Annotated in this window: 12 protein-coding genes and 1 pseudogene; 1 reads left to right on the forward strand and 12 read right to left on the reverse strand. The window is 37.8% G+C overall.

Features of this window, described 5'->3' with window-relative positions:
* Positions 1-12: 12 nt before the first annotated feature.
* The 10 genes and pseudogenes from STYK_RS05270 to STYK_RS05320 form a co-directional block, all read right to left on the reverse strand.
* A complete protein-coding gene (locus STYK_RS05270; protein WP_125455027.1) occupies positions 13-1,122 on the reverse strand; it encodes a CDP-glycerol glycerophosphotransferase family protein in 1,110 nt (369 codons plus the stop codon).
* A complete protein-coding gene (locus STYK_RS05275; protein ID WP_049544611.1) occupies positions 1,119-2,198 on the reverse strand; it encodes a glycosyltransferase in 1,080 nt (359 codons plus the stop codon). The genes STYK_RS05270 and STYK_RS05275 overlap by 4 nt, the downstream gene beginning before the upstream one ends.
* Position 2,199: 1 nt before the next feature.
* Positions 2,200-2,598 carry a glycerol-3-phosphate cytidylyltransferase gene (gene tagD, locus STYK_RS05280; RefSeq protein WP_049544612.1) on the reverse strand — a complete coding sequence of 133 codons (399 nt, stop codon included), beginning with the start codon at positions 2,596-2,598 and terminating at the stop codon, positions 2,200-2,202.
* On the reverse strand, positions 2,595-3,401 hold the full coding sequence (locus STYK_RS05285) for a glycosyltransferase (protein ID WP_315972290.1): 807 nt from the start codon (positions 3,399-3,401) through the stop codon (positions 2,595-2,597). The genes tagD and STYK_RS05285 overlap by 4 nt, the downstream gene beginning before the upstream one ends.
* A gap of 44 nt (positions 3,402-3,445) precedes the next feature.
* Complete coding sequence (locus tag STYK_RS05290) at positions 3,446-4,546, reverse strand: EpsG family protein (RefSeq protein WP_261804625.1); 1,101 nt, start codon at positions 4,544-4,546, stop codon at positions 3,446-3,448.
* A 30-nt stretch (positions 4,547-4,576) separates the two neighbouring features.
* A complete protein-coding gene (locus STYK_RS05295) occupies positions 4,577-5,230 on the reverse strand; it encodes a CpsD/CapB family tyrosine-protein kinase (protein ID WP_203213488.1) in 654 nt (217 codons plus the stop codon).
* Position 5,231: 1 nt separating this feature from the next.
* Positions 5,232-5,570 (reverse strand): YveK family protein, encoded by a 339-nt coding sequence (locus STYK_RS05300; protein ID WP_261804626.1) that lies wholly within the window; start codon positions 5,568-5,570, stop codon positions 5,232-5,234.
* Positions 5,571-5,978: 408 nt separating this feature from the next.
* Positions 5,979-6,625 (reverse strand): annotated as a pseudogene (locus STYK_RS05310) (sugar transferase).
* 151 nt (positions 6,626-6,776) lie between these two features.
* A complete protein-coding gene (cps4B, locus tag STYK_RS05315) occupies positions 6,777-7,508 on the reverse strand; it encodes a capsular polysaccharide biosynthesis protein Cps4B (RefSeq protein ID WP_261804629.1) in 732 nt (243 codons plus the stop codon).
* Between the two features lie 296 nt (positions 7,509-7,804).
* Positions 7,805-8,983 carry a hypothetical protein gene (locus tag STYK_RS05320; protein ID WP_261016229.1) on the reverse strand — a complete coding sequence of 393 codons (1,179 nt, stop codon included), beginning with the start codon at positions 8,981-8,983 and terminating at the stop codon, positions 7,805-7,807.
* Between the two features lie 22 nt (positions 8,984-9,005).
* Here STYK_RS05320 and STYK_RS05325 point away from each other — a divergent pair, with 22 nt between their 5' ends.
* The gene (locus tag STYK_RS05325) at positions 9,006-9,236 is read left to right on the forward strand and encodes a hypothetical protein (protein WP_080998518.1); all 231 of its coding nucleotides are present in this window, start codon (positions 9,006-9,008) and stop codon (positions 9,234-9,236) included.
* Here the strand turns inward: STYK_RS05325 and addA are convergent.
* Positions 9,198-12,848, reverse strand: a complete 3,651-nt coding sequence (addA, locus tag STYK_RS05330) for a helicase-exonuclease AddAB subunit AddA (protein ID WP_261804630.1) — start codon at positions 12,846-12,848, stop codon at positions 9,198-9,200. The two genes, STYK_RS05325 and addA, sit on opposite strands and share 39 nt — an antisense overlap.
* The gene (gene rexB / locus STYK_RS05335) at positions 12,845-16,120 is read right to left on the reverse strand and encodes an ATP-dependent nuclease subunit B (protein WP_261804631.1); all 3,276 of its coding nucleotides are present in this window, start codon (positions 16,118-16,120) and stop codon (positions 12,845-12,847) included. The genes addA and rexB overlap by 4 nt, the downstream gene beginning before the upstream one ends.
* Positions 16,121-16,234: the final 114 nt, after the last annotated feature.

The following is a 16,234-nucleotide window of genomic DNA, read 5'->3' on the forward strand; positions in this document are numbered from 1 at the left end:
TTTATCCTAACCTTATTTCCTTAATCCAATTTCATCCAAAAGTGTCTTTGTAAAATCTTTTTGAATGGCATTTACCTTGTTATTGACTTTTTTTCGTTCGTCAATATAAGGATCTTCAGATTTCATGACATTCTCTAGAAAGTCTAATAAGTCATGCGAATCACGAATGACACTTCCCACCATTAAACTCTTCACATCTTCAAACACAAAGCCTCTTTTTTCCTTGTATTCCTCATAATCATTAATCGTAAATGCAACTGGCCTATTTAATAAATAATAATCTAAAAATACTGAAGAATAATCTGTAATCAATGCACTGGTTGTTCCTAAAAAGGTATATAAAGTCCCATATTGCTCACTAATGATATCTTCTGTCAATAGATGAATCGTCGAAGCATTCATTTCAAATTTCAACTGAGATTCCTCAAGAGGATGGAGTTTAATATAAAGTTGATAGCCATAGTTTGAGAGTAGTTCTTCAATGTTTTTAAAATCCTCTTCTTCTAATGAAAAAATCAATGCTGCTTGGCTATCATGATAGTTTTTAGAATTACGGTAGGTTGGCATCCAGATAATTTTCTTCTCTTCTTTCTCTTTAAAGAGTTCATCATTTCGAATATTACCAACAAGAAGCATCTGCTCGTCTTTAGCATTAAAGGCTGCTTTCATAATTGGAGTAAATAAATCTGAAGAAGAGACTAATTTTGTAAAGAAATTATAGTCAATCTTTTCCATGCCAACTTCAAGATTGCCAATTTTTTTCAAGGGCATTCCATGCCACAAGTTGACAACCATCTGCTTTGAAGCAGGCTTTACAGGATACTTGCCAAAAGAATAGAAAAAATATTTAGATGTTAAAAAATAAAAGAAACCTCGATAAATTGAAACATACTTTATATCATTCTCTTTTTCTAAATGATAAAAATCATTTGAAGCACAAACGATCTCATATGTTTCCTGATAGTCATTATCCACTAAATAGTGATAAAGTGTTCTAAGATTATCTCTGAACCCCCAATTAGAATAGAGAACAATTCTGTTCCTTTTCTTGGGAATCATTTTATTTATTTTATAAGTAAAATCACTTACTTTGAACAGTAAGGGTTTTAAATAGTTGATCATTCTCTTTTTAAACCTTGCTTATAAATTTCTTTTAAATTTTGAACATTTTCTTCAATATCAAACTGCTTTAGGTGTTCATTTAGCTGTCGTTGTTTCTTCTTGATAGGCGCCTTTTTTATGTAGTTTACCCATTTAGCCTTATCTAGAGGCATGGCTGTGCAAAGTTCACTAACGATCTGAGTTGTTGGATCAATCGTTTCATTCATGAGAATATCGACTCCAGAACACTGAGCCTCTACCAGCACGATTGGGAAACCTTCATACAAAGAAGGAAAGGCAAAGATATCAAAGGCTGAATAAAACTTATGAACATCTTCTCTTTTTCCTGTAAAGATGATATTCTTCACTTCCTTACTTTTCTCTTCTAAAATGGCACGATCTGGACCTTCACCAACAAAGACAAAGGTAACGTCAGGTAATTCTTTAGCAACTTCAATCAAAAAACTCTGATTCTTGAAAGGATTTAAAATACCAATCATCCCTACTACTTTTTGATGTTCAGCTATATGAAACTCTTTGCGAATCTCTTCTCGAAAAGTCGGAGAAAAGCGATACTTATCGATGTCAATTGCATTTGGAAGGATTTGAAAGGATTTCTTTCCAAATATCTTCAGTCCAGCTAATTGGCCACAAGAGACACGATGGGTCGCATTTTTCAAAGCCAAAAAGACCAAAAATCGATTGCGAATACTTTTCAACCAAGTATCTGAAAATTGGCTACTATGATTGTGGTAAATCCTAACTGGGACACCATTTTTTCGAGCATAGTAATTATGTATAAAAGCGGTTATAGGATTATGGACATGGAGAATGTCAATCTTATTCCTTTCATAAAATTGTCGGCACTCTCTCGCATAGGCAAATAGTTTAGAAATCTGTAGGGCAGGAAATACAATGCGTTTGATTTCTTTTTCATCTAGGTATTGATTAAATGGGAAATGAGCGTCGCCATTTGACTCGCCAACCATATATTCAAATTCTTGATCATCAGTTGGGATATGATTCTTTATAAAACTTTGTACCCCGCTCATGGTATTCCTTACACCACCTGTTACATGTATGACTTGATATTTCATCCTAGTTTCCTTGATTCAAATCATTCTTTATCTTAGAGGTTGAAATTTCTTTTGTTCGTGGTAGGTAAACAACCTCTATCCCCATATCACTTAAATAATCAAACTTGCCCTGCCAATCATCTCCAATGACAAAGACATCAGCATGATACTTTTCGATGTCTGAGATTTTTTGATCCCAATTTTCTTCTGGTATGACAAGATCCACATATCTGATAGCCTCTAATAGCGATTTTCTTTTTTCGTAATCGAAATAACATTCTTTATTTTTTTCTAGTCTATTAAATTCATTGGTGGATAATCCTACAATCAAATAATCTCCCAAAGCTTTTGCCCTTTTTAAGAGATTAATATGACCATAATGCAATAAATCAAATGTTCCGTATGTAATGACTCTCTTCATATCTTCCTAACCACCTCTACATCTTCTCTCATTTTTTTCCTATAGACCCATTTCCTAACTGAATTCGGAAGAATTCGAACCGCATTACGAAGGAAAATATTTCTAAGAAATTCTACTAGACTAATGTCTCTTCTACGATAAAAATCTAATTGGAGCATAAAGTCCGTCTTTACATACAAGAAACCGCCTCTACGCAGATAGCTAGAATCGTTAGTCTGCATGACAACCAAGGGATCCTGGATATTCAAAAAATCCTTGGTTGGATTATCGTGTAACAATCTCATTGTGAGGTCATAATCCTCTAGATAGCGGAACTTACGATAATTACCAGCCTTCAAGATATATTTTTTTTTCATCATACTCGATGGATTATTAAAGGGATTTCTCATTTTCGAATATTGACGAATTTCGGCTGTAGTTTCTGGTACTTTCTTTAAGGCGGTAAACTCTGTATTTTTCTCTAGGATATTGGAACCAACCATGATGAGGTTGGGATTTTTTTCAAAGGCTACTGCTTGCTTTTCAAACCTTGTTTCTAGAGAATAATCATCACTGTCCATTCTAGCAATGAATTCTGTTTGGCATTGATTGACTCCAAAGAGAGAGGCTGGTCCTGAGCCTAAATTTTCAGGTAAATGAAAAACTTTTAAAATCGGAATCTCTCTCTGCAACTTTTGGATTTCTATTTCTAACTCTTCAGTCAATTCGCCATCACAAACTAAAATGATTTCTGTCGGTTTAAGGGTCTGCTGATAAGAACTTAGTAAACTTTTCCTTAAATTGCTAGGAGTCTCTTTTTTTATAGACTGTCGTTAGAACTGAAAATTTCATTTTATAACTCCTAAACCTAATTTCCAAATAACCAATCTACAATAACTGAACGGTAGGTAACGACATGGTACCAGTCAGCTTTAAAATAAACAATGACTAGAAAGATTGAAGCGTAAACCAATATCATCAAATAAAATAAAATCCATTGAACTTTTTTGTCACCTATTTTAGATAAAATCATAGGGATATATAGGCAAATAAAGGGGGTAAAATAGTGTGCGAATCTGCCAAAAAGACTTGTTTGCAAAGTTGACGCAGTAAATAAAAAGGAGATAAAGAACAAAGTTCTTATAAATTCTTCTTCAGTCGATAACTTCTGTTTTCTAATCACTAATTCACCAAAGATCAGAACGATACCATACCAAATTGTTAAAAATACAGGTGCCCATTTATTGCTTTCCAAAAACCATGATGACTCCAGATAGGAAGTATACTGGGGAAAGAAAGAAATAAAGATAGTTGCAATTTGTTTGATAAAAGGTAAGATGATTAGAAATACAAGAAACACAAATTGATATATTCTTTTGTTTAAAACGATTTTTTTAAGAGGGAAAAACAAGAGGCAGACGATACCAGATGTATGAAATAAGGGAGTTAGTAAGATAAATACCCATGCTAAAATCTTCTTGTTTTTTACTACGTAGTGAAACCCTAAAAAACTTAAAGCGATTGCTAGACCTTGCCTGATATTTGATAAAGAATAAAAAAAGAGTCCTAACGAGCTGAAGTAAATCAGTAAACTCATGTAAACATTTTTAGAATGCTTATAAAGCACAAGAAACCAGGCAATTAAAGTTATAAAGGCATAAGAAAATAATAAAAATGGATAGTGCTCACTAAAGTTTCTTAGAAAAATATTACTTACTAAATAACCAAGTTCAAATCGAGAACGAAATAGATTTGATAAATCCGGAAGTTGTAAATGATTCGATTCAAAAATATGGATATAAGTTCCTAAGTCTCCTCCGACGCTAGAAGTACGAAAACCCGCAATGATTAAAAAAAAGAAAAAAGTCGGAAGAACAAGGAAACCTAATTCTTTTGCTTTATCCTCATATTTCAATGAGAAAAAGGCAAGAAAAGAGACATAGACGAACATTAAAAGATAGATTGTCATTTTTTCTCTCCTGCCTTTCAAATAGTTAGTTTAATAATAGTAATAATAGGTGTCTTTATGTGAATCCATTTTATTCATTATCACACCAAGTAGTCTAGCTCCAACATGGTCTAATCTTCTTTTTGCTTCTATTATTTGTCGTCGTTTTGATTTTTTGATATCTACTACCAGAAGGGTAGCATCCGAAATACTGGCTAAAACTTGGGCATCAGTTGCTGCTAGCAAGGGAGGTGTATCGATAATGACATAGTCATAAAAATCTTCAAATGCTTTAAGTGTTTCATCCATCGAAGAACTAGCTAACATCTCAGAAGGATTAGGCGGAACAGGTCCTGAAGTCAGTACATCTAAATTCACATCATTTATCGTTAGATGATTAATGGAATCTACACCAGATCTTTTTAATAAGAAGGTGCTGAGACCCTCGGTATTACTTACCTCTGTTAATTTATGTTGGGTTGGTTTACGCATATCTGCGTCTATGATAATCACTTTTTTCCCTTGTTGAGCCAATGAGGCAGCAAGATTGATACTGACTTCACTCTTTCCTTCATTTGGGTTGGCACTTGTAACGACAATGATTTTAATATTTTTTCCAAATTCTGAGAACTGAAGATTACTCCTTAAAGTTCTAAAGGACTCAGCTACGATGGATTTACTGTTATGAATAACTTCGATATGCATGTCACTCACCTCTTCTCTTTCTCTCTATAGTCGGAATCATCCCGAGAACAGGTGTTCCCACTAACTCTTCCAAGTCTTCGTAAGAATCAATCGAATCACTCAGTACATATTTGATGAAAATAACATTAAATCCTACAAAAGAAAATACTAGAATAGATACAAGAAGATTCTTCCATAGAACGGGATAAACTGGAGAATCACTTCCCAGTGCTTCTGTAACAACTGACAAGTTGTCGCGCCCTAATCTATCTGCTGTAAATTTCTTGTACTGAGACACATACTCTTTAATATAACGTTCAGCTAAATTTCGATCTAGTCCTCTCACTGTTATTGTGACCAACTGAGAACCTGAGTCATTTGTTAATTTAACAGACTTGATTTTTGAAATTTCATCTGGTGATAAGCTTAATGCTTTATTGGTCTCATCTTTTACAGGGGGAAGATCTGCTATCTCTAAATAAGTCTTAGCTTGTCTTTGAAAGAGGTTTATAGCTTCAATCGTTTGCGCATCATTATTTTACCCATTTGTTTGACTTGAAGTGTTCTTCATTATGAGCTTAGAGGATACACTGTATATAGGAGAAATGATAAAAACAGTATATAGACCAACTGCTGTCGTCCCTACTATAGTAAATAGAAGTAAAAATAGTAGTTTGCTTTTTATCAAAGAAAAAACTCTATTAATATTTTTATTAAAAATAGTCATATTATTGTTTGTTTCCTTTTATTTATTTTTTCTTTCTTAGAACTACCTAGATCCGTTCCCGGTAACCATCACTTTAATTGTTTTTAATAGTATAAGAAAATCTAACTTGATACTTTCGTGATTGATATAGAATAGATCGTAGACTAATTTATCTTTAGGAGTTAATTCATAACCACCATTTACTTGAGCCATCCTGTGATTCCTGGGCGGACAGCTAAACGTTCATTAAAATTAGGGATATCTTTCAAAAATTCATTGATAAACTCTGGTCGTTCTGGTCGTGGTCCAATAATGGACATCTCACCTTTAATTACATTAATGATTTGTGGTAATTCATCAATTCGTGTTTTACGAATAAAACGTCCAACTTTTGTAATGCGTGTATCATTTTTGCTCGCCCATTTATGACCATTCTTTTCAGCATCTTGATACATGGATCGGAGTTTATAAATTGAAAAACTTTGTCCATTTAAACCAATTCGTTCTTGTATATAAATAGGATTACCACTTGATTCGATTACAATAAAGATACATGCTATTAAACAAATCGGGATAATTAATAGTAATGAGGGTATAGAAATTAGAAGACCTATAATTCTCTTAATTCTCCTATACATAAGCATCATTCTCCTAGAAAAAACTAAGGCGCACACATATATATGCGTGCGCCACTCACTACGTTGATGCATATATATATAGTCCTGAGTATAAAAAGCTAGAACTAATAAAAATATGTATATTTACCAAGAATTAAATCATACAGTTCAATATAACATAAAAAAATAAGATTTTCAAGCTTACGTGATTAAAATACAGGAAATATACCTAAATTAAATGTTGCTAAATATTTTTGTTCGATATAATCAACTGAGGATTTACTAAAAATAATTCTTCTGCTCTTTCCTTTCCATACTGATGACTAATTGCGTCAAATGCTTGCTTCATATATGGTGGTCTTGAGCTTAGATTATGCATATCGCTAGCCACACAGTGAACTAGATTATGGGATAGAAAATACTGAGCTCTTTTTTTGAGTAAGCGATACTTATCCCCGAATATTTTAGGCTTAAGAACACTCGAGCTATTTATTTGAGTATAACATCCCATATTTATCAATTCTTTAACTCGTTTTTCATTATTTTCTAATTCGGCATAGCGCTCAATATGCGCAATGACGGGTCTAATACCTAACATTAAAACTTTACTTACTGCATTACGGATTTCCCAATAGGGGGTAAGAGAACTGAATTCAATTAAAGCATATTGTGTATCATTTAGAGTAGGAATCTCTTTATTATTTAATTTTTCAAGAGCATCTTGAGTGAAGTATATTTCAGCTCCATATAGAATTTTTAACTCTGGTAATGCTCTTTTAGCGAGATCCTGAACTTCTTTAAAGTTTTTCATTATACAATCTTCTGGAGTTTCAAACATATTTTTACGACGATGTGAAGTGGATACAATCGTACGAACTCCCTGTGAAAAAGCTTCTTTCAGAAGAGTTAGGCTTTCTTCTTTTGTGCTTGGTCCATCATCTACACCAAAAACAATGTGAGAGTGGATATCAATCATGTAATATTTCCTTATATAATAGAGTTTTAGGCGCTGTAATAAATAATTTAACACATATATATAAGCGTTTTGAATAACCTATAAATATTGGTTTATACAGTTTGTTTTCCTAGTGTTATTATACTACGAAATATTAAAATAATCTAGTTATTCTTATAAGATTTTAAAAGTTATCTAGTTTAATAAAGCGTATATAAATAAGCGGATTTTTGTTTTCTAATAAATCTATAGAGAATGATAATGACACTGACTATTCAAACTAACACCTACCATGGAATTTCCACGGTAGGTGTTACTCATATCAATAATCGTTCTAAAAATGGTTTAATACAGTTGATGAGGATTCCTTCTATCCAGCTTTCCTGTGCTGAGGAGAGATGCTCTGCTTGAAGGCTTTCTTTTAGAAAATCTCGAACTTGTTCTGGTGCGATTTCAAACTCAAAAGCTTTCATTTTATAGAAAAAGTCGAGCAGATGATTTGAGAGATATTGGGTTGAAAATGGCACTTCTCCACTTTTTCGATATTCTAATAAGAGCCGAGCAAATCTGGATTTTTCTTCAGGAAGCTCACGAAAATAGGAATTGAGAAGCCAGGTCTGCTTCTGCTTTCTTTCAATTGGGTCTTGAGTAGCAATTCGTTGGTCTTTTTCCAGCTCTTTTTGATATTGTTTGGCCTTGATGGCCCGTTCTGTTCTATTTTTACCAAAAAGAATTTTCTCCCATTTGCGTTCTTCTTGAGTCAGGGTTTCTGTAAAACCAAAATAATCTTGATAAGCCCGCTCTGCTGGGCCCATGGCTAGAACTAGATTGTCTGCATACTGCTTGGCTATTTTATCCCTCTTCTTGCGCTCTTTCTCTGCCTGAATACGGAGTTCTTGTTCGTAGTCAATTTTCTCCTTACCTAGCTTGACAAGGTAGAGTTGGTCATCTGGTTTTCCAAGTAAAAAGGGTTTGATACACTTTTCAAGGACTTCTTCCATCCGAGCCTTTTTCTTGGGCTCTGCCTTAGTCCAACTTCCTCCCTGAAAGACTTCTAAGAAAAGCTGGTAGTCACTCTCAGGCGCAAATTGATTGCCACGATTGGGTTTGAAAACACCTTTTTCCCAGAGCCATTTTAGAAGTCGCTCGTCAAAGTCACTTTTATTGACCTTGATTTTTTCCTTTTTCTGGGCTTTTCTGGTCAGATTTTCAACCTTTCTGAGCAGTTTTTCTTCCTCTTCCAGTTGCTGGTCAAGGGTCAATCGATGAAAATGACGAACACAGTCGCTACCAATCGGAAAGAGGCGTTGACCTGTGACACCGTTAAAGAGTTCGTAGGCGTACTTGATGGCATTTCCACAGACACAATTGCTACGGCCGATACCGTTAAAAATCAAGGAAACTTCATTCCATTCCTTGGTAGCTTGTTCCCAAGTATCAGCTTTTGAAGCCTGTAAAACCGCATCATGCAGGGATTTTCTAACTGGAAGTGTCATGAGGTCTCCTTTCTAATACTCAATGAAAATCAAAGAGCAAACTAGGAAGCTAGCCACAGGTTGCTCAAAACACAGTTTTGAGGTTGTAGATAAGACTGACGAAGTCAGCTCAAAACACAGTTTTGAGGTTGTGGATAGAACTGACGAAGTCAGTAACCATATCTACAGCAAGCTGAAGCTGACGTGGTTTGAAGAGATTTTCGAAGAGTATAAATTATACTTTTACAACTTGAACCTCGTCTTTACCGAGTAAAATCAAGTATTTTTCAATATTTTCAATCGAATAGGATCGTGATAAAGCTTCTCCGTATAGGGATAACTGACCACGATAGCGGTCTACGAGTTGACTCGGTTCATCATAGCGGTCTGTCTTATAGTCAAACAGAACAATTTTATCTTCGTAAAGTAGATAGCCATCAAGGATACCACGGACAACGAAGTCTTCCTGACTCTTTTGGTCTCGTTTGAGCATGGAAAAAGGTTGCTCGCGATAAAGATGGTTGGTATTAGCGAGAATTTCCTGACCGAGTGCTGTGTCAAAGAATGCAAGAATTTTAGCAAGATTGATCTTGTCTCTGACAGCTTGGCTAGTTTGAACTTGTTTGAGAGTTTCTGTCAGGCTAGCAAGAGTTGGTCGCTGACTGAGATCCATTCTCTGCATGAGTTCGTGGGTGGCACTACCAATCTCAGCTCCTGTTACCTTTTCTTTGGTTGAAAAATCTGGCAAATCAAAGTTGATTTTCTTGTCTACTGACTGTCCTTGACTTGCAATCTCAACACCTTCCATATCCATAACAGGTTCGTAGAATTTCTTGATTTGACTTGGGGTTTGAACACTAGGAAGTTCAATGGCTGCGCGGTGAAGAGTATTATAAACTTCAACTTCTTTCAGCATTTCAAGAGCTTCTTTAATGGTATTTGACTGACGATTGTCTGCTTGGGAGCTATCTTGGAGAGGACTTTTGTTTTCCAACTCTCCGATAGATTCTCTAGTCAGCTGATCTTCACCAACAAAACGATAGCTAAAATTGAGATGATCCTTTGCAAACACTTTGCTGATAGCCCAAATCCAATCTTGGAAATTCCTTGCTTGAAGTCTAGTGTTGCTGTTTAGTTTTCCATTTTTAGCTGCTGGGTATTCCTTAGCTTCCAGCTTTTCACGAGAACCTTTACCGACAAGATAGAGCTTTTTCTCAGCCCTTGTCATAGCAACATAAAGAAGGCGCATCTGTTCTGAATAGCTTGCTAGCTGTAATTCCTCTTCATTCTGTCTATAAGTCAGACTAGGAATGGAGAGTTTGATGGTTTTAGGATAGTAGTCTTCTACTGCCCCTGTCTCCATTTTGGCAATATATTTGACACCAAGACCATTCTGACGGCTGAGAATGACTTCTGACATAGAGTCTTGCTTGTTGAAATCTTGATCCATATTGAGAATAAAGACGTAAGGAAACTCTAGCCCTTTACTCTTGTGAATAGTCATAAGTTCTACAGCATCCTTGGGCGGTGCGACAGCCACGCTTGCCAAATCGTGCTGAGCTTCTAAAACTTGGTTAATCATACCAATAAAACGCGACAAGCCTTTGAAATTGCTCTTTTCAAATTGATCAGCACGCAGAGCTAGTGCATAGAGATTAGCCTGTCTAGCAAGACCATTTGGTAAAGCCCCCACATAATCATAATAAAAACGGTCGTTATAAATCTTCCAAATCAAGTCATATAGGGAGTGGGTTTTGGCATACAGGCGCCAAGAAACCAAGATATCCATGAATTGCTTTAGTTTCTCAGCTAGAGCTGAGTGAATCAAGACTTTTTGGCTACTTACCATTTTTTGTGCATTGACCAGTTTCTCATAGAGATTTTCTTGGACTTTATCCTCCGCTTTCTGAAGAGATAAACGTGCTAACTCGTCCTCATCAAAGCCAAACATTGGAGACTTCATAAGGGCAACCAAGGCATAGTCTTGCAGGGGATTATGAATGACACGAAGAGTGTCTAGCATGACTTGCACTTCTAGGGATTGGAGATAATTGTTTTGCTCTCCGTCAGTTTTGACAGGAATTCCATACTCAGACAGGGCGAGAAGAATCTGGTCATTACGACTGCGACTTGAGGTCAGAAGGGCAATTTCTTTAAAGGTAACACCTTGTTCCTTATGGAGTTTCAGAATCTCCTTGATGACTAAGCGCATTTCGCCTGTTAGTTTCGTTTCTGCCTGCCCCTCTTCTTCCTCATCTGTGTCGTCCTTGTCATAGAGGAGAAATTCTGCCTTGTTGTCTGTATTGGGAGTCAGTTTGGTATTGGCAAAGACAAGCTGGTGCATGTTATCATAGTTGATTTCGCCGACTTCTTGGTCCATAAGACGCTCAAAAACATCATTGGTTGCTGACAGCACTTCTGAACCGCTACGGAAATTTTCCTTGAGGAGAATGAGCTTGCCCTCTTTTGGATTTTGCACATAGCGTTGGAATTTCTCATTGAAAATCTGCGGGTCTGCCTGACGGAAACGATAGATAGATTGCTTGATATCTCCCACCATAAAGCGATTGTGGCTATTAGACAACAATTCCAGCATCCGTTCTTGAATGTGATTGGTATCCTGATACTCATCGACCATGACTTCGTGGAAACGTTCCTGATAAGCTTCACGAACTTGCGGGAATTTCTCTAAAATCTCAATGGTGTAATGGCTGATATCAGCGAATTCAAAGGCATTTTCCTGACGTTTACGCTGACGATAAGATTCTACAAAATCACTCATGAAGGCTTGGAAGGTTTTAGCTAGTTCCCAGGAGTCTTCATGGTAACGTTCTTGATAGTCGAGAATCGTTATCTGGTCTGCTAGTTGTCCTAGTTTAGCAAACTGGGTCTTTCTCTCTTCGTTATAGGCATCAGCTAGTGGCTTCAAATCAGCCTTACGACTGGCATTGGTCAGAGCTCGGCCGTTTTTCTCTTTTGAAATGGCGACAACACGTGCAAGTACTGCCTGATATGCCTGATTATCGGACTCCTGATTCAATGAGCCAATTTCATCCAGAACTAACTGAACATTTTCTAAATAGGCAGCCTTGGGAAACTCCTTGGCATCGTTATCCAAATGGTAACGGAAAAAGCTTTCCAAATCCCAAAGGGCTTGCTGGATTTGCTCAGTCAGTTTTTCTTTTACACTGCTAAAATCAGCTTTCTCAAAGCCTTTGAGGAAAGATTCACTTAACCATTTCTGAGGATTGCTGGTGGATTGGAGGAAGTCATAGATTTTATAGACTTGCTGACGTAGCCCCCGTTCGTCCTTGCCACGCCCTGCAAAATTTTTCAGCAAATGACTAAAGGTCTCTTTCTGTTTTCCTTGGTAATGGGCTTCAAAGACCTCATGAAAGACTTCGTTTTTTAGAAGGAGTTGCTCGCTCTGGTTTTGTAAAATACGGAAATTAGGCGCAATATCAATCAGATAGCCATGTTTGCCAAGGAATTTTTGTGTGAAAGAGTCCATGGTTCCGATGGCTGCGTTGGGTAGGTCTGCCAACTGGCGGCCCAAGTGTTGTTTGAGCTCGACATCATCCGTTTCTTGGATTTGTTGGCTGATTTTTTTCTCTAAACGTTCCTTAAGCTCAGTCGCAGCCTTGACGGTAAAGGTTGAGATAAAGAGTTGAGAAATTTCGACACCACGCGCCAATTGGTCCAGAATACGCTCGGCCATGACAAAAGTCTTCCCAGAACCAGCAGACGCTGAAACGAGGATATTCTGACCAGAAGTATAGATAGCTTCAATTTGCTCGGCAGTTTTCTTTTGTTCCTTGCTCGAATTTGCTTCTGCTTCTTGCATTTTTTGAATTTCTTCCTCAGTTAAAAAGGGAATAGGCTTCATCGATTCAACTCCTCTCTTATTTTTTCAAACCAAGCTTGCTTGAGTTTTTCTCCGACCAGACGTTTACCGTCAGCTAAGTCCAACTTTTCTAGGAAACGAGCTTGGCCTAAGTGGTAATTGGCTTCAAATCCTGTGATGGCTTGATGTTGCTGAACATACGGTGCAATACTTCTGCCATTTTCAGTATAAGGGTTAATGGCGAACTGACCTTCTAAAATTTTCTCAGCTGCTTGCTTGTAAAGATGGGCATTGTAGTCCAGTAGGAGCTGGAATTCCTCATCCGTCAGCTGATTGGTCTTGTTTTTATTGTAAAATTCACCCAAATGACTGCTTTCTTTTTCTAAAAAGAGCCCTTGGTATTTCATTGACTTGCTGGCTTCTACTACTGCTCCTGCCATACTTTTAACGGTCAACAGAGATTGGACAGGCTCAGCCATTTCCAAGTACATAGCGCCGAAAAAGTTCTGCTCCCCTTCTCTTTTTAAGGCAGCTAGATAGGTTGGCAGCTGGGAATTGAGCCCATTAAAGAAATGAGGAAATTGAAACTGAGTCAAACTGGATTTGTAGTCTACAACTCCGATCGCCCCATCAGCTTTCAAACGGTCAATCCGGTCAACCTTACCTCGTACAAAGACACTGCGACCATTACCCAATTGAACAAATGCCTGCTCTTTCCCACCGAAATTCGCCTCTTCTTTGATGGTTTCAATGGCTGGATTGTGACGGAGAATATGGCCAGTCGTCCTCGCCACATCAAGTAGAACTTCCTTGGTAAACTGGGCTTCTAAACTTTCCTGATAAATAGCCTCAAATTCGCGTTCTTGACTGGTTTCTTGAATAGCTTGTTCTAGACGTTGGTCAAAGGAATCTTCGTCAGGCAACTGCAAGGCGCGTTCAAAAATGCGGTGTAAGAAATTCCCATGACTACGAGCATCTGGACGCAGGCGCAATTCTTCCTGCAAGCCTAGAACATAACGGAGGAAATAACTGTATTGGTTACGGTAAAACTCCGTCAAACCAGAGGTAGACAGGTAAAATTCCTTGTCAGCTGGATAGAGAGCCTGTAAGGTATCCTTGGTCAACTGCTTACTGCTTGGACTGGTTGGGAGGGCTGGATTTTCCAGACCTTGCTGTTCTAGTTTTTTACCCATGACACGCGCCAGAACCTTGACAAAAGTCAAATCTTGCTCAGTATCACTCGTCTCGCTCTGCTGGTGATAGGCAACTAGACTGGACAAAAGACTGTGATATGACCCCATATCTTCCTTAGACAGCCCTTTGTGATTCATCCTCTTCTCTTTTCGACTAAATCCAAAATGGACCAACTCTTGAAGATAGGCAGACTCCTTGCTTTCACTTTCGTTAAAAAGGCTTGGAGCCGACAAGACCAACTCTTTACGAGCAGAATTGACCAAGGAAAGCATGGTATAGCGATTTTTCTTGAGATTTTCACTGCTGGCAATCAGCAATTGCGCCCCATCTTCTGTCGCTTTGTTTAGGTTTTGCCTTTCTTCATCTGTCAAAAGACTGGTGTTTTGCGCAATTTTTGGTAAATTGTCCTGGGTCATACCAATGGCGTAGACAAAGTCAGCTGTCAGAGGGGCAATCAAATCGTAACTCTGCACCAGAACAGTGTTCACTGTCGCTGGAATGGTACGGTATTGAGATAGACTCATACCGGAATGAAGCAAGGCTAAGAAGTCCTCCAGACTAACTTGTGAACCAGCAAAAACGGTCGCAAATTGTTCTAAAACATGGCAGAAGGCTTTCCAAACTTCTACTTGTCTTTCCTGCTCTACAGCTTCCATAGTGGCTGTCAAATCTTGTAACTGCTTGGTCACAGCTCCTTCTTTTAGAAAAGAGATCCACTTTTTTAAGAGATTTTCAGCCTTTTGTTTTCGACTGGCAAAGAGGGTTTCAAGAGGGGTTATAATACGCAAACGAAGGGCATTTAAACGAACCAAATCAAATTTTCCGTGGTGGGATTTGGTAAATGTTTGCTGAAAGGCTGGCAAGCCATTGATACCAAGATAGCGGAGATATTGCTCAAAAGTATCGATATCAGCCTGACTAAGGTCGGTATAGAGACCTGTTCTAAGAAGGTTAATCAAATCCTCCTGACGGAAACGATAGCGTTTTAAAGCCAAAATAGACTCAACAAACTGAGTTAAAGGGTGGTGCGCCATGGACTCGCTTCTACCAAGATAGAAAGGAATCTGATACTGGTCAAAAATCGTTTTTAGAGATAATTGATAAGACGCTACATCCCCCAAAAGAATACGGAAATGCTTGTAGCTCAGGTCTGAGTTCTCATGCAATTTCTGACGGATGCTACGGGCTACCAACTCTAACTCTTCTTTTTGCGTCAAGCAAGACCAGATTTGTAAGTTTTCACGGTCTTTCTCATCGACATCCAAAGCGAGTTCTGAAAAGTCATAAGAAGACTCCAACAAACGAGATGCCTTGTCAAAACTATCCATCTGCTCATGAGTTTGAGAACAATCCAGAGCAGGAGTTTGATATTTAGCAGCTAAATGATGGAGAAACTCTACACTAGCTTGGTAGAGATTACCCTCAGCGAATGGACTGGTATAAGCTTTCTTACTAGCATAAGCCCCAATGACAATCTCAACACCCTTGCCATGAAGTAAGTCCACAATCCGCTCTTCCTCAGCAGAAAAACGGGTAAATCCATCAATAACCAAGGCGATTTGAGTAAAATCACTACTTACCTTGTCATTCTCAATAGCTTCAATCAAATGGGATAACTGACTTCCTTGAGACAACTGACCCTGATTGAGATAAGCCGTTACTTTCTCAAAAATCAAGAGCAAGTCTGCTCGCTTGTCCTCATCTGCCAAACTCTCCAAGTCTAAAAAGCTCATCTGAGCAGTCGTCATCTCGTGATACAGTTCAATCAACTGCTGAATAAATTGAGGATCCTGCTTAATCGCACCATAAACACGCAAGTCCTTGGGGTCAAGTTCCGCAAGGCATTTATAAAAGGCCATCCCAAGACCGATATCATCAAGACTGGTCTTGGCAGGCAGGTCATTCAAGACCAGATAACGAGCCATTTGAGCAAAGCGCGTAACGGTAATCGCAAAAGAAGCCTTCTGGGACAAGCATTCCAGCACGGCGCGTTCCTTTTCAAAAGAAAGAGAGTTGGGGGCGATGTAGAAGACCCGCTTGCCCACAGCAACTAGCTCCTCCGCCTCTCTGGTTAGAGTTTCAGTCAAAGAAGTCCGAATATCAGTATAAAGTAATTTCATCTCAGCCTCGTTGGAATTTTTCATTACCCTTTATTATACCATGATTAGCCCGAAGATTCCTCCTCCTTTCCTCTAAAATATGCTATAATAATACCAAAAGATAAAGAAGGAAGT

The sequence above is a fragment of the Streptococcus toyakuensis genome (assembly GCF_024346585.1).
GTDB lineage: Bacteria > Bacillota > Bacilli > Lactobacillales > Streptococcaceae > Streptococcus > Streptococcus toyakuensis.

Excerpts from the sequence above, each read along its gene's own strand:
- STYK_RS05270 (WP_125455027.1), bottom strand. The coding sequence starts at position 1,122 with ATGATCAACTATTTAAAACCCTTACTGTTCAAAGTAAGTGATTTTACT.
- STYK_RS05275 (WP_049544611.1), bottom strand. The coding sequence starts at position 2,198 with ATGAAATATCAAGTCATACATGTAACAGGTGGTGTAAGGAATACCATG.
- tagD (WP_049544612.1), bottom strand. The coding sequence starts at position 2,598 with ATGAAGAGAGTCATTACATACGGAACATTTGATTTATTGCATTATGGT.
- STYK_RS05290 (WP_261804625.1), bottom strand. The coding sequence starts at position 4,546 with ATGACAATCTATCTTTTAATGTTCGTCTATGTCTCTTTTCTTGCCTTT.
- STYK_RS05295 (WP_203213488.1), bottom strand. The coding sequence starts at position 5,230 with ATGCATATCGAAGTTATTCATAACAGTAAATCCATCGTAGCTGAGTCC.
- cps4B (WP_261804629.1), bottom strand. The coding sequence starts at position 7,508 with ATGATTGATATCCACTCTCACATTGTTTTTGGTGTAGATGATGGACCA.
- STYK_RS05320 (WP_261016229.1), bottom strand. The coding sequence starts at position 8,983 with ATGACACTTCCAGTTAGAAAATCCCTGCATGATGCGGTTTTACAGGCT.
- STYK_RS05325 (WP_080998518.1), top strand. The coding sequence starts at position 9,006 with ATGAAAATCAAAGAGCAAACTAGGAAGCTAGCCACAGGTTGCTCAAAA.
- addA (WP_261804630.1), bottom strand. The coding sequence starts at position 12,848 with ATGAAGCCTATTCCCTTTTTAACTGAGGAAGAAATTCAAAAAATGCAA.
- rexB (WP_261804631.1), bottom strand. The coding sequence starts at position 16,120 with ATGAAATTACTTTATACTGATATTCGGACTTCTTTGACTGAAACTCTA.